This window comes from Cylindrospermopsis sp. CR12 (assembly GCF_001432185.1).
In the GTDB taxonomy this organism is placed as follows: Bacteria; Cyanobacteriota; Cyanobacteriia; order Cyanobacteriales; family Nostocaceae; genus Raphidiopsis; species Raphidiopsis raciborskii.
The window spans coordinates 34,116-48,226 of record NZ_LMVE01000133.1 but is presented as its reverse complement, the minus strand read 5'-3'; the positions used below and the strand labels follow the sequence as shown (position 1 = coordinate 48,226).

At 40.3% G+C, this 14,111-nt stretch carries 7 protein-coding genes; 2 read left to right on the top strand and 5 right to left on the bottom strand.

Annotation, left to right across the window (positions count from 1 at the left end; all coding sequences use genetic code 11):
* Window positions 1-77: 77 nt before the first annotated feature.
* A complete protein-coding gene (locus tag ASL19_RS15690; RefSeq protein ID WP_057179053.1) occupies window positions 78-1,919 on the bottom strand; it encodes a phosphodiester glycosidase family protein in 1,842 nt (613 codons plus the stop codon).
* Window positions 1,920-2,325: 406 nt separating this feature from the next.
* Here ASL19_RS15690 and ASL19_RS15685 point away from each other — a divergent pair, with 406 nt between their 5' ends.
* Window positions 2,326-6,966, top strand: coding sequence for a glutamate synthase-related protein (locus ASL19_RS15685; RefSeq protein WP_057179052.1), 4,641 nt, complete (start codon window positions 2,326-2,328; stop codon window positions 6,964-6,966).
* A 38-nt stretch (window positions 6,967-7,004) separates the two neighbouring features.
* Here the strand turns inward: ASL19_RS15685 and ASL19_RS15680 are convergent, their stop codons facing one another.
* From ASL19_RS15680 to ASL19_RS15670, 3 genes are all read right to left on the bottom strand, one after another.
* A complete protein-coding gene (locus ASL19_RS15680) occupies window positions 7,005-7,910 on the bottom strand; it encodes a polysaccharide deacetylase family protein (RefSeq protein ID WP_057179051.1) in 906 nt (301 codons plus the stop codon).
* A 269-nt stretch (window positions 7,911-8,179) separates the two neighbouring features.
* A complete protein-coding gene (locus tag ASL19_RS15675) occupies window positions 8,180-8,548 on the bottom strand; it encodes an EamA family transporter (protein ID WP_057179050.1) in 369 nt (122 codons plus the stop codon).
* Window positions 8,549-8,592: 44 nt separating this feature from the next.
* Window positions 8,593-9,543 (bottom strand): glycosyltransferase family 2 protein, encoded by a 951-nt coding sequence (locus ASL19_RS15670; RefSeq protein ID WP_057179068.1) that lies wholly within the window; start codon window positions 9,541-9,543, stop codon window positions 8,593-8,595.
* Window positions 9,544-9,596: 53 nt separating this feature from the next.
* Between ASL19_RS15670 and ASL19_RS15665 the strand changes: the two genes are divergently transcribed.
* The gene (locus ASL19_RS15665; protein ID WP_057179049.1) at window positions 9,597-12,137 is read left to right on the top strand and encodes a hypothetical protein; all 2,541 of its coding nucleotides are present in this window, start codon (window positions 9,597-9,599) and stop codon (window positions 12,135-12,137) included.
* 176 nt (window positions 12,138-12,313) lie between these two features.
* On the opposite strand, the gene ASL19_RS15660 is transcribed toward ASL19_RS15665, so the two are convergent.
* Window positions 12,314-13,984, bottom strand: a complete 1,671-nt coding sequence (locus ASL19_RS15660; RefSeq protein WP_057179048.1) for a glycosyltransferase family 39 protein — start codon at window positions 13,982-13,984, stop codon at window positions 12,314-12,316.
* Window positions 13,985-14,111: the final 127 nt, after the last annotated feature.

Below are 14,111 nucleotides of genomic sequence, written 5' to 3'. Positions count from 1 at the left end.
TCACCATACTAAATTAAAACCTAATGGTCTACTGGAGCTAAAAAATCCCTGCTCCACATTAACTCTTCATAATTCATTTATTTTAAGAAAACACCAATGCCATTATGAACACGAGCAGCAGTGTTGGGGAACCGGTCTAGCAATTGTCCACCTAGATATAAGCTTGTAGAACTACCCCCATCTAGATTAAGGGCATTTGTACAACCTATTTTTTGCATGAGCTGGGCATGTTCTTCTAATGTTGGTCCCCATCCACCGACACGGTTATTAACTGCAGCAAGAATTAAATTGTCATTGTTAGTGGTGCATATAGCACTACGAACCGCTCGTTCCTTGATGAAAGCCTGACTGAATTTTTCAGCTTTGGCATCAACAACAATTCGCTGATTTTGAATTAATAACGGACCTGCTCCAATAATGTGGGGATAGGTATTAAACTCACCCGGTGTGGTGGAACTTTCCAAATTTACTTTTGTGCCAACACTTAACAGAGAAGTTTTACTCACAGCAGTTCCCCGCAAGATGAGTAAATAGCCATCCCCAGGTATAGAAATTGCCCCCCCTGGTGGGGACTGTTTAGTAATCTTACCATTTTGAACTGTTATGATAGTTTCATTGTTGGTTAGTGGTACATAGTTAGGTCCCCAAGCAAATGTATAACGAGCTATGCCATTTTGTACATAGCCACTATTCAAAAACAAAACTGGGAGAGATGTTTGTTTATTATCCTGATTGACAATTAGTGTTTCGTTTAAACTCAACCTACCAAAATAAAACTCCCCTTGATCATTCCATGCGATCGCACCTCGATTGAGTATAGGTCCTGAAATCCACTGGTCATTTTGGCGTACTGCACCTAATGGTAGCTGATTATTACGATTAAAGTAACCACCATTAATTCCCGCCATAGCTGAGTAGCGTTGTGCAGTTAATGTTAGTGGTGCTGTGCCTGTTTGTGTTTGAGGATTGGGTAATATGGGTTGTAAATTTAACCCTGATGTTTTCCGATTAATTTCCAACCAAACTACAGGAAAGCTGTCTTTGCCGAGATTAATAAATCTTTGTTGCCAACGGAGTCCTTTACTCCAAGTAATATCTCTAGGAACCAAAGCATCCTGACGCACATCAATAATCAAGCGGTTAGGGTTAGAAAGGGTAGTAACGCGGGGAGATGAAGCAAAGGGTAAAGTTAAATGTATATTGGTCTGCTGTGTATTTTTCACCCGGTTAGTGATCTGAATTTTTCGTATGAGGGGATTTGGACTAGATGTAGCCAGATACTTTTTGACCAGTGCGTCATTTGCTTTACCATCTATACTAACAATCCATTCCCGATTAGGTTGTACAGGGGCTTGGCCCGGTGCTGAATTGGGAACAATGGATCCTGAGTTAATAGGTTGACCAGGTCTTACCTTCCAAGGTGCAGCATAATCCATATCTATGACCAAACGGTCTCCCCAAGACCCCTTACCCTGACGGATATCATTGATTGTTACCGAGGGGGTAGAAATCATCAAATTAGCACCGTTGGTTTGAATTTGCCACTTATTTTTTTCCGCCAGGGGGGAAATTTCTAAATAGCGATATCCCCCTAAAATTGTGGCTTTCAGAGTTTTCACAGGTACGTTAGAATACCAATCAACCGGTTGTAATTCCGGATTGGTAGTGTTTAGTAAATCCACCCCTACAAATTGGCTCAAAGCCGCATCACTCAAATATGTGATTATTTGGTCACCTTCCCGTAATTGCATCCAAGATGCTGGCAACTTACTACCATTGAGAGTAATTTGATTACCTGAAGAACCTGTGGGGGGAACAACTTGGGCAGTACCGGTAAAACCCAAATTAGCGGTTGTCATCAGAACTGAGGTTACAATTAAACATAAGGATGCTTGTTTACTGGCTGTGATTAGTTTCATAAGCTCTAAATTATGAAGAATAGCAAAATAATGAAGGCAGATTGAAAAAATAGTTGAGAATAATTTTTGAGAATTACTTTTCTAGCCACAAGGATGGTATTATATCTTATAGATACTTGTACTTTTTGACCACGGAAAAAGGATTCACTATCAACCTATAGAAACCATAACCTAATGTCAGGTAAAACCATATTCCGGCTCAGGTTTTATCCTTTAGCAGGAAAGACACTCGCTGTCCCAAACCACCAACAAAAACCGGGTATGAACTAATATAGGTGAGTAGATATAAGCACTAAACTGCCAAAATAGGGCTAGATTTATATCAATATAAAAATTGATATGTTTTGTCAACGAATTTACCATTACTTCCGGTAACAACACTCAGTAAAAGAACGAGAACCAAAATATGAATGATCAATCATCAAATCAAGCTCAAAATATCACAATGTTGGATGAAGAAAATAGGGAAATTTATCAGGGACAAAGGTGGTTGGTAGAAGAGCGAGATGCTTGTGGAGTGGGATTTATTGCCCATAGGAAAAACTATGCCAATCATGAAATTTTAACCAAGGCGTTAGACGCACTAACCTGTTTAGAGCATCGGGGAGGGTGTAGTGCGGATAAAGACTCAGGAGATGGAGCGGGGATTTTAACAGCTATTCCCTGGCAATTGTTAGCAGAAGAAGGATGGACTGATAACACAGGTAATATAGCTGTAGGAATGATATTCTTACCCAAAGAGCAAGAATCCGCCAGAAAAGCCAGACAACTATTTGAACAGGTGATCACTGAAGAAAAGTTAGAGGTTTTGGGTTGGCGAGCAGTACCCGTATCTCCAGAGGTTCTAGGAAAACAAGCGCGGGAAAATCAACCACATATAGAGCAGGTATTTGTCCGTTCCGCAGATAAAAGCGGGGATGAATTAGAAAGAGAAATGTATATAGTGCGTCGTCGGATAGTGAAAGCTGCAAAACAGCTAAGAGAATTAGAAGATGACTTTTATGTTTGCTCCCTCTCCAGTCGCACCATAGTTTATAAGGGTATGGTACGCTCAGCCGTTTTGGGCAGTTTTTATCAAGACTTAAAGAATCCAGCCTTTAAATCTGCTTTTGCCGTATATCATCGTCGTTTTAGTACCAATACTATGCCTAAATGGCCTTTAGCTCAACCAATGCGGTTGCTGGGTCACAATGGGGAAATTAACACCCTACTGGGCAATATTAACTGGATGAGGGCGAGGGAATCTATTCTAGTACATCCCCTTTGGCAAGGTAGGGATGAAGAATATAAACCTTTAGTTAATTCAGATAGTAGTGATTCGGCAAACTTAGATAACGTCCTAGAGTTATTAGTACGCTCTGGGCGTAGTCCTTTAGAGGCGTTGATGATAATGGTGCCAGAAGCATATAAACATCAACCTTCCTTAAAAGATCACCCAGAAATTGTGGATTTCTACGAATATTACAGTGGACTGCAAGAAGCTTGGGATGGACCTGCTCTCATAGTATTTAGTGATGGTAAAAGTGTAGGGGCGACCTTAGATAGGAATGGACTGAGACCAGCGCGTTATGTAATTACCAATGATGATTATATTGTGGTCGCTTCAGAAGCGGGTGTGGTGGATTTTCCTGAAGCAAGTATTGTGGAGAAGGGTAGACTCGGTCCAGGACAAATGATTGCGGTGGACTTGATTAGCAATGAGGTGTTAAAGAACTGGGAAATTAAACAGCGGATTGCTAAGTTACATCCATATAAGGAATGGTTACAAAAACACCGTCAAGACTTAAAGGATTTATTACCATCCAGTGCAAATGGGAGTCTCAGTTGGGAAGTACCAGATAGGGAAACTCTGTTGCAAAACCAGATTGCGTTTGGCTACACAAGTGAAGATGTGGAAATGATTATTCACGTCATGGGTAATACGGGAGCGGAACCAACTTTTAGTATGGGTGACGATATTCCCCTAGCAGTTTTATCGGCCAAACCCCATCTGCTCTACGATTATTTTAAGCAGCGTTTTGCCCAGGTAACTAACCCCCCCATTGACCCCCTACGGGAAAAATTGGTGATGTCCTTAACAGTGGAACTAGGGGAAAGGGGAAATTTATTAGATCCTCAATCGGGAGGAGATCAAAGATTAAGATTAGACTCACCCGTTTTGACCGATGGGGATTTGGAAGCAATTAAATTGTGTGGATTTGGTACAGCTGAAATATCTACCCTATTTGCTATTGATGGAGGTCCGGAAGGATTAAAGGTAGCTGTGGAGTCTTTGCAAAAACAAGCAGCAGAGTCTGTGCGAGCAGGAGCAAAAATCCTAATCCTGAGTGATAAAATTGCTCTGGATGGTCAAAAAGGAATTAATGCTAATTTAAGTTATATTCCACCATTATTAGCTGTGGGTGCGGTACATCACTACTTAATTAGCCAGGGAATCAGAATGAAAACCTCCTTGGTGGTGCACACCGCCCAGTGTTGGAGTACCCATCATTTTGCCTGTTTGTTGGGCTACGGTGCGGGTGCGGTTTGTCCATATATGGCCTTGGACACGGTGCGTGATTGGTGGCTTGATCCTAGAACCCAGCAGTTGCGAGAGCGGGGTAAGTTAAATGATATTTCCCTGGAGCAAGCAGTTGCCAATTATCGTCAAGCGGTGGAGTCCGGTTTGTTGAAGATCCTTTCTAAAATGGGAATTTCCCTGCTTTCTAGTTATCAAGCAGCACAAATTTTTGAAGCCATTGGTATTGGTGAGGATCTAATTAAGTTAGGTTTTAAAGGCACTACATCGCGTATTGGTGGTATCAGTTGTGGGGAATTAGCTCAGGAGGTGCTTTCTTTCCACAGTAAGGCCTTCCCCGAATTATCAACGAAGAAGTTGGAGAACCTGGGATTTGTTCAGTTTCGCCCCGGTGGAGAATATCATAGTAATAATCCAGAATTGGTGAAAGCTTTACATAAAGCTGTAGATGGTAAGCAGTATGACCATTATCAGGTTTATAAACACCACTTGCAAACCAGACCAACTACCGCTTTGAGAGATTTATTGGACTTTAATAGCGATCGCTCGAAGATAGATTTAGAAGAGGTGGAAAGTGTCAGTGATATTGCTAAACGTTTCTGTACTGGTGGGATGTCTTTAGGAGCATTATCACGGGAAGCCCATGAAAATCTAGCCATTGCCATGAATCGTATTGGTGGTAAGTCCAATTCTGGGGAAGGTGGGGAAGATCCAGTGCGTTATGGGGTGTTAAAGGATGTGGATGAAAATGGGCATTCACTGACTTTACCTCATTTAAATGGCTTGAGAAATGGTGATACGGCTTCCAGTGCCATTAAACAGATAGCTTCCGGTCGTTTTGGCGTAACACCGGGATATTTAGCCAGTGCTAAACAGTTAGAAATCAAAATTGCCCAGGGTGCAAAACCCGGTGAAGGTGGACAGCTACCCGGACCGAAAGTGAGTCCTTACATTGCTATGTTGCGACGTTCTAAACCGGGTGTAACTTTGATTTCTCCACCCCCCCATCATGATATTTATTCGATTGAGGATTTAGCACAGTTGATTTTTGACCTGCATCAAATTAATCCCAAAGCAAAGGTTTCGGTAAAATTGGTGGCAGAAATTGGTATTGGGACAATTGCAGCAGGTGTGGCCAAAGCTAATGCTGATGTTATCCAAATTTCTGGTCATGATGGAGGTACTGGAGCTTCTCCCTTGAGTTCTATTAAACATGCGGGTAGCCCATGGGAACTCGGATTAACCGAAGTGCATCGGGTACTGATGGATAACGGGCTGCGCGATCGCGTAGTTTTAAGGGTTGATGGTGGCATCAAAAGTGGTTGGGATGTTGTAGTTGCTGCTTTAATGGGTGCAGAAGAATTTGGTTTTGGGTCTATAGCAATGATTGCCGAGGGTTGTATTATGGCGCGGGTGTGTCATTTAAACACATGTCCCAAAGGTGTAGCTACCCAAAAAGAAGAACTACGTCAAAGGTTTACGGGTATTCCCGAACATGTGGTAAACTTCTTCTATTTTATAGCAGAAGAGGTTCGGAGTTTACTGGCCAACCTGGGATATCGTTCCCTAAACGAATTGACTGGTAGAGCAGACCTATTAACTAAACGTTCCCATGTCCAGTTAACCAAAACCCAATCTGTCAATTTAGACTGTTTAACTAAGTTACCAGATACTAGATCAAATCGTACTTGGTTAACCCATGAAGAAGTTCACAGTAATGGAGAAGTTCTAGACAACAGAATTTTGGCTGATGAGGATATTCAAACAACCATCACCAATCAAGCTACAGTCACCAAAACCTACAAAGTTGTAAACACCGATAGAACCGTAGGATCAAGATTAGCAGGTGCGATCGCATCTAAATACGGTGATTCTGGTTTTGAAGGGCAGATAAACTTAAATTTCCAAGGTAGTGTAGGACAGAGTTTTGGAGCGTTTATTTTGCCTGGGATAACCCTAACCCTAGAGGGGGAAGCTAATGATTATGTAGGTAAAGGGATGCACGGTGGGGAAATTATTATTAAACCCCCAGCGGGAGCTAACTATGATGCAGGTAAAAACGTGATTGTTGGTAACACCTGTCTTTATGGTGCGACTGGAGGAGCTTTATTTGCTAGTGGTTTAGCTGGTGAAAGGTTTGCAGTGCGTAATTCCAAAGGTACAGCAGTAATTGAAGGAGCTGGAGACCACTGTTGTGAGTATATGACAGGTGGGGTAGTGGTAGTTTTGGGCAAAGTAGGGCGTAACGTTGGTGCGGGAATGACTGGAGGACTGGCCTACTTCTTAGACGAAGATGGTAGCTTCCCCGACTTAGTGAATAAGACAATAGTTAAACTTCAGCCCGTAGTAACCGAAGCAGGCAAAAAACAGTTGTATGACCTAATTAGAGCCCACTGCGATCGCACGGGATCTCAAAAAGCGCAATTAATTCTCAATAAATGGGAAGAATACCTACCTAAATTCTGGCAAGTAGTACCGCCATCGGAAGCAGATAGTTTAGAAGCTAATGCAAAAGAAATGAGAACGTAGGTTGGGTTCAAGTCATGGGGGAAGTTAGATTCCCCTGTTCATTTCTTCTTAGCAACTACCTGTTTTGGTTTCTCCTGCATTTCTAGCAATTGTGGAACAGTGACAAAACTGTAGCCCTGCTTGCGAAACTTATTAATAATTTGTGGTAAAGCTTTAACAGTATGAGAGCGATCTCCTCCTCCATCATGCATTAACACAATTCCTCCAGATTGTGCTGTTTTAAAAACATTACTAATAATTTTCTTAGGATTAGGACGAGAGTAGTCTATGGAATCGGAAGACCACATAATAACAGCATATTGATTATTTTTAGCATAGGATGCGACTCCATTAGTCATAGCACCACCGGGGGGACGAAACAGTCCTGTTTTCACTCCTGTAGTTTTGAATATAATATCTGTAGTGCTTGCAACTTCGTATGCAGCAACTTGAGGATTCATGGCGTGATACCAATGATGCCAAGTGTGATTAGCTATAGAATGACCCTCATTAACTATACGTCTAGTTAAATCGGGATAGCGCTGGACATTTTTTCCAACTACGAAGAAAGTGCCCTTAATATCATTTTTGTTGAGAATATCCAGAACCTGGGCCGTACTTTTGGGCCAGGGACCATCGTCAAAGGTAAGCGCTATAACCTTTGTATTAGAAGGTAAGATAGCTGACTTAATAACTTTTCCTTGGAACTGGGAAGGTACGTCAGGAATTATCCCCTTAGATTGTGCTTCTTTGTGCCAAGTAGTGAGCATGGTAGTCTTAAACCTATCCAGAGATTTTCCATTAGTAAACTTAGAAGAAATTCTGGGAGGAGTATTATTATCATTTTGAGGTGGAGAAGCAGTTGTTTTTAAAAACAACACTAACCCACTTCCCAAAGCACCAATTAAGCACAGTAATATAACTAATACTCCCTGCGGACAAAAAGATATCCTTTTATTTTCCACTCCATAGCTCCTTAGTGTTTAAAATAAAATTGATAAGTAGGGAGGCGCAATTATTTGTAGGATGGGTTGGCGATAGGGGTGTTGGGTTTCATACTTCAACCCAACCTACGTTCATCTTATATTTAATTTCACCCACCTACTTAATGTTGATAATGATATTTTGCAATAACAACTGGTGATGAAGTTGTACCCTTCATTACCTTCTTTATGATTACATCTTATTCTTCACAAGATTGATCTATCCATCCGCAAAATTACTAATAAGAAGATCAATTAGGTCTAACCAATAATATTACTCCTGTGACAATAAAACCCAATCCTAATATACGGGTAAGAGGCATAGATTCTTTAAACACCAGAAGACCTATCATTACTGAAAAAATATAACCCACGGAGACAGCGGGACCAGCGATACTGAGATTAACGCGGGTAAGCAGTAAAATATATGCTATTGCTCCCACACCATAACATGCGAGTCCCAACAATAGTTCGGGGACAGTAATCATGTTGAGAATATGAGTAATAAAGTTCCCCGCGTGAACCTTACCTAGTTTCAGGGCTCCTGTTTTCAGGAGAAATTGTCCGGTAACACTAATGAGAACAGAGAACAGGAGTAAAGTAAATTCTTGAGGTGACACAGGAATTATCCTCAAATATTGTTTATGGGTTAATATAAACTGAATTAGATATTTAGCGGGTCAAAACCACCAGTTTCTTTTAAGGTATACAAAGGACGAGCTTTAACTTCCTCATAAATCCTACCAATATATTCTCCCAAAATCCCGATACAAATCAGCTGTACTGATCCCAGGAAAAATATAGCAATTGTAATCAGACTGTACCCGATTAATTGGGAAACAGGAGCAAAGATTCGCCAGTATAGAACCAGGAATATCATGATTAAAGCCACAGTAGCTGAAATAATGCCCAGATAAGTTGCGAGTCTTAATGGAACAGTAGAAAATGAAATAATACCATCAATTGCTAGAGAGAGGGACTTACTAAAGGTATATTTAACTTTTCCTGCATAGCGGGGACTTCTTTCAAACATTACAGATGTTTGTTTAAATCCTACCCAAGCACGTAAACCACGAATATAGCGGTTACGTTCTGGCATCCCATTGAGAATATCTACGACTTGTTTATCCATTAGGCAAAAGTCTCCCGTATCTACAGGAATGGTTACTTTAGCTAGACGTTGTAAAAGGCGATAAAATAGGTATGCTGTGAGACGTTTGAACCAAGTTTCTTTATGACGGGATATGCGTTGAGCATAAACCACCTGATATCCTTCATGCCATTTATCAATCATAGAAAGGATTAATTCAGGTGGGTCTTGCAGATCAGCATCCATAACAATAATGGCTTGACCCTGAACAAAGTTCAATCCTGCGGTAACCGCGATCTGATGACCAAAATTTCTAGCTAGACTCAAGTAGCGAACTCGACTATCATGATGATGTAATTTTCGAATCATGGTCAAAGACTGGTCTCGACTACCATCATCTATTAAAATCAGTTCAACTTCGCCTTGCAACTGGGCCATTACATTGCTCAGACGGCGGTACATTTCTTCAATGTTTTCCTCTTCATTGTAAATGGGGACAACTAAGGAGTAGATGGGGGAGTGGATGGGATGATTCACGCTAAAATATTGTTGCTGATTTATTGACTGGGAAGTAAGTAATGAAACGGGTGTATCTGAAAGCTAACAAGGACTATATCATCCTTTTCTCAATTTGGTTCATAGGATTAATTATAGACAGAACATGGTTGTTACTAGACGAGTCTATTCCTGCTTGGGATCAAAGTGCCCATCTAACAGCAGCACTACATCATTATCGGGTCTTTCAGGATGTAAATATTTTCTCAGGTGATTGGTGGTTATCCTTGTGGGAGTTAACGCCCAGTTACCGAGCTCCATTTATATATATTTGTACAGTACCATTTTTTTTACTGTTTGGTAGGGGATATGACCAAGCTACTTTAGTAAATTTATTCTATACAGGTATAATTATATTTTCCGTATATTATTTGGGGAATTATTTATTTCCTCATGGGAAAGTTGGGATTACAGCTAGTATATTTTGCTTGTTATTTCCCATTTTGGGAATCATGCGGACAGATTATTTACTAGATTATGGTTTAACAGCAGTTGTGAGCTTGACATTTACGATTTTAACATTGTGGAAAGATCGTCATACTGGATTTTTATCATGGATCCTAACGGTGATTTTGGGGATAGGAATAGGATTGATCATGTTATCAAAACCAACAGGATTTATCTTCCTTTTTGTTCCGGGTGTTTGGACATTAACTGGTTTTCTTTGGAATAGGAAAGCTCCTAAATTAAAAGTCCCTGAAAAAATCACCAAATTGATTCAAGCAGGGTTGTCTTTGCTAGTTGCTTGGTTGATTTGTGGATTTTGGTACAGATTAAATTGGTTAACCATTATCACTTCCGCATTAAATGCCAACAATGTGGGTAAAAACGAAGGAGATCCCACTTTTAACACCATTGCTGGATGGATGTATTATCCCCAAACTATTCCTGAAAGCGTGGGATATCCCATATTATTTATTAGCATTGGTGTTTTCTTGGTGTTTATTATTAAACAGATCACCAAACAGATTGGTGAACATGACCTTAACCATATTAGTAAAAATCCTATAAATAACCTATCTAACCTATCTCATTTAACCTTTAATCAAGCATCCGTAAATTGGTTACTTATTTTTCTAATTAGCAGCTATATAATTTCTTCTCTGGGTACAAATAAAGACATTAGATTTATTCTTCCTTGCCTTCCAGTAATTAGTGTAATTCTTGCTTATTTCTTTAATTTAGTTCAAAATATATGGTTTGATAGATTGAGATTATTAACTATAGGATTAGGGAGTCTTGTTTTAATCAATAATTTATTTCCCCTCCCCCTGATTCAGAGTTGGGGTGGAAGACATTTGCCCAGCGACGAGAGTAAAAAGTATCCCCTGGGCGAGCTAATTACAACAATCAACCAAACCACACCATATTTAAGAAACACCTTGGGAGTAATACCAGTTTCAACAGCAGAAGTTAATGAATTTACCCTGGATTATTTTGGGACCTTGGCTGACTTTCGGGTATATGGAAGAAAACTAACGATGAAATTATCTCAAATGGATCAGGATTTACAGTATTTGTCCTGGTATGTAACTAAGGAAAATGAACCAGATGAACCAGGAGAAAGGGGAGAAACTAAACGTCAACTCAAATTTTTGGTAGAGTCTTCTCCCGACTTAAAATTGCAGAGCGATTGGCTATTACCCCAAGGAAATAAACTACGACTGTATCATCGCGTAAATCCCCACATAGTCGTTGAGAAACTGGGCTATGATCAAGCTGATCAGAACCCAGTTAACCTAGAAACAGTCATTTTCAACGATGAGTTTACTGTCAATCAAAATAACCCCATAACCTATAAAATAACCGGTTCATGGGATAAGTTACAAAATGGCGTGTTACTGCTAAAATGGCAAAATGGAAAATCAGCATGGTATCATGACCACGGAATTGCCCTAGGAAATTTATATTGTGGTATAAAATGTGATCCTGGGGGAAATTTCCGCGTCACAGAGAATCTATCTACCTTTGTTCCTCAAACATTACCAACCGGAAAATATCAACTTTCAGCACTTTATGTAGATAGAAAAAGTGGAAAAATTACACCCCTAAATAACATCAATTATACTGTGAACATTCAAAAGGATATCACGTCTCCCAAAAAAATAAACAGAACCCCACCTTTGGATTTAGTTTCTCGCATGTCCCAATTGGCAATGGAATTTCAGCAGGGTAAGTTAGAGAACCTATTTATCCAAATAGACAACTTCAACCAGTATGATCCAACCCAAGATTACCTCAAGCAGATCAAAACTGCTGCCAATTATTATTTACAAGCTGAACCCAATAATCTAAATTGGCGGTATACCCTAGCCCTATCACAACTTTTGCAGCGTCAAGTACCAGAGTTAATACAGAACTTAACTCAGATAACTCAATACGATTCCCAAAATCCCTATGCTTGGATTTATTTGGGATTTGTGCATCTCTATAACTTTCAACCAAGACAAGCAGAAAAAAATCTAGTTACAGCGGAAAAACTTCAACCAGATATACCAGAGTTAAAAACTTTAAAAACAATTACAAATGTCATGAAGTTTCTACCAATTGTTGGAAATTTCTAATTTCAACTATCAAATTCATCCAATGGAATGATCTACTTAAAATCACATGTTAAAATTTCCAAAACAATTTCAAATAGAAATGAGTTACCCATGGGGGTGTTGGGTTTCGTTCCTCAACCCAACCACAGAGTAAAAAAACGGTCTCCGAACCTATCCAGTTAAGTTAGAGCTTTCATTTAACCATAGGGTCTGGGATAGGGTTTGAGCATGGGGGAAGCACGATAGACTGGGAAAATCTGAACAGCTTGCCCACCTCGCTTAATGGCGATATCAGCAATCTTTTCTAAGGATTTAAAGTAACCTTTATATTTATCTAGCGGTTGCGGAAAGTGCTCATCCATCATAAACTGCTCAGAAGTGACATACAGAGAAGTTTTGCCAACAAAATCTGTGGCCTGACTCCAATAAGCAAAACCTCTCAAATCCTCGTCGAAACAGGTCACTTTTTTGCCGAGAGGCTCAATCGCCATACCCACTTGTCCCGCTACAAAGAAATTATTGCTAAAGACAAAATCTGCTTTTTCTAATTCCGCTTTTAAGTCAGGTGAATCCAAAAATGCTTGTCGTAACTGTTCAATATCAATCATTTGCGTGGAAGGATCATCCTTAGCTTCCCAGAATCCGCCGGCGATCGCCACATTGCCTCCCTTCTGCGCGATACCCCAATGGATATGGAGCAAGCTAATGAGCAACAGTGGCAAAATTACCATTCCCGAACCCCAAAGCCAATTGCGGATAAATTTGGGACGCTTGACTTGCACTAATGCTGCACGTTCGCCTAACAAAAGTGTGGCCCCAAAAAATCCGGGCATATGCCATGAGGGAAGGATTTGGATAAAGCCACCCATAAAGGTAAAACCAAAGAAGATTGGCATCGACACACATAATATCAGCAAGCGCTTTTGAACCACTAGATCATGAGCAAGCTGATTTATCATGATCGCCTCTGGTTCTATGTTCTTAGTATGAGCATAATTAGAAGGGGTTTGAGATTTATTGAAGGGTAACCACTCCCAAAAGGTACGGAAACTTGTCCACCAGATTGGAAAGCCAAAAGTAGGAAATAGATAGCCAATCCCCACTAAAATTGTGACTAAAAGACGTTCCAGATTATAGCCAACAGAAGGAACTGCACGACCACTTTGGAATCGAAAAGAAGTCCATTCATGCTGTGAGTTCCAATACAGCACGGGGGAAATGGCAATGAGAAATAGCACGACTGCTACCAATGTCCAGATGGAGAATAGAGCGCAACGGTATCGATTACTAATCAGGCAAAACAAAACTAAGCCGCAGCCTAGCAATGCTCCATGATACTTCCCTAAAAATGATAGGCCCACTAGCAAGCCAACAAGCGCAAGTTTATAAGTGGGTCTATAGGGCCTTGTGTCATAAATAGGGTCATAGGACTCACCAGAGGGAAAAAATTCAGTAGCACACAGCCACAAACAGATACTCCAGAAAAACATTAAGGCGTTGTCTGGTAGTGTGAGAATCCCAAAGGCAATTTGGAAAATCGGAATAGTCGTCAAAATTACTAAAGTTAATGTGGCGACGCGATCACCAAATAGTTTGCGACTAGCTAAATAGGAAAAAATTAGGGTTCCTGTATACAGTACAACTCCACCAATTCTGATCGTAAATGGTGTCACTTCACCTGTCAGCCATACGCCTATTCCTGTAGTAAAAGCGACAAGGGGCGGATGATCGAAATAGCTCCAGTCGAGATTTTGGGTATACAGGTAATAGTAAGCTTCGTCAAGGCCTGTATTGAGATAGATCGCACAGGTCATCCGAAAAACAAAACCCCACAATAATATGGCGATCGCCCATTTATGAATTTTCACTCTAATTCCTTTCCCAGTTCAGTCAGCACGGTGTAGTTGTATCCTATCCTGAATCTCTTGCTTCAACTGCTATAATGATTTATTGACTGGGAAGTAACTAATGAAACGGAAATTTCTAATTTCAACT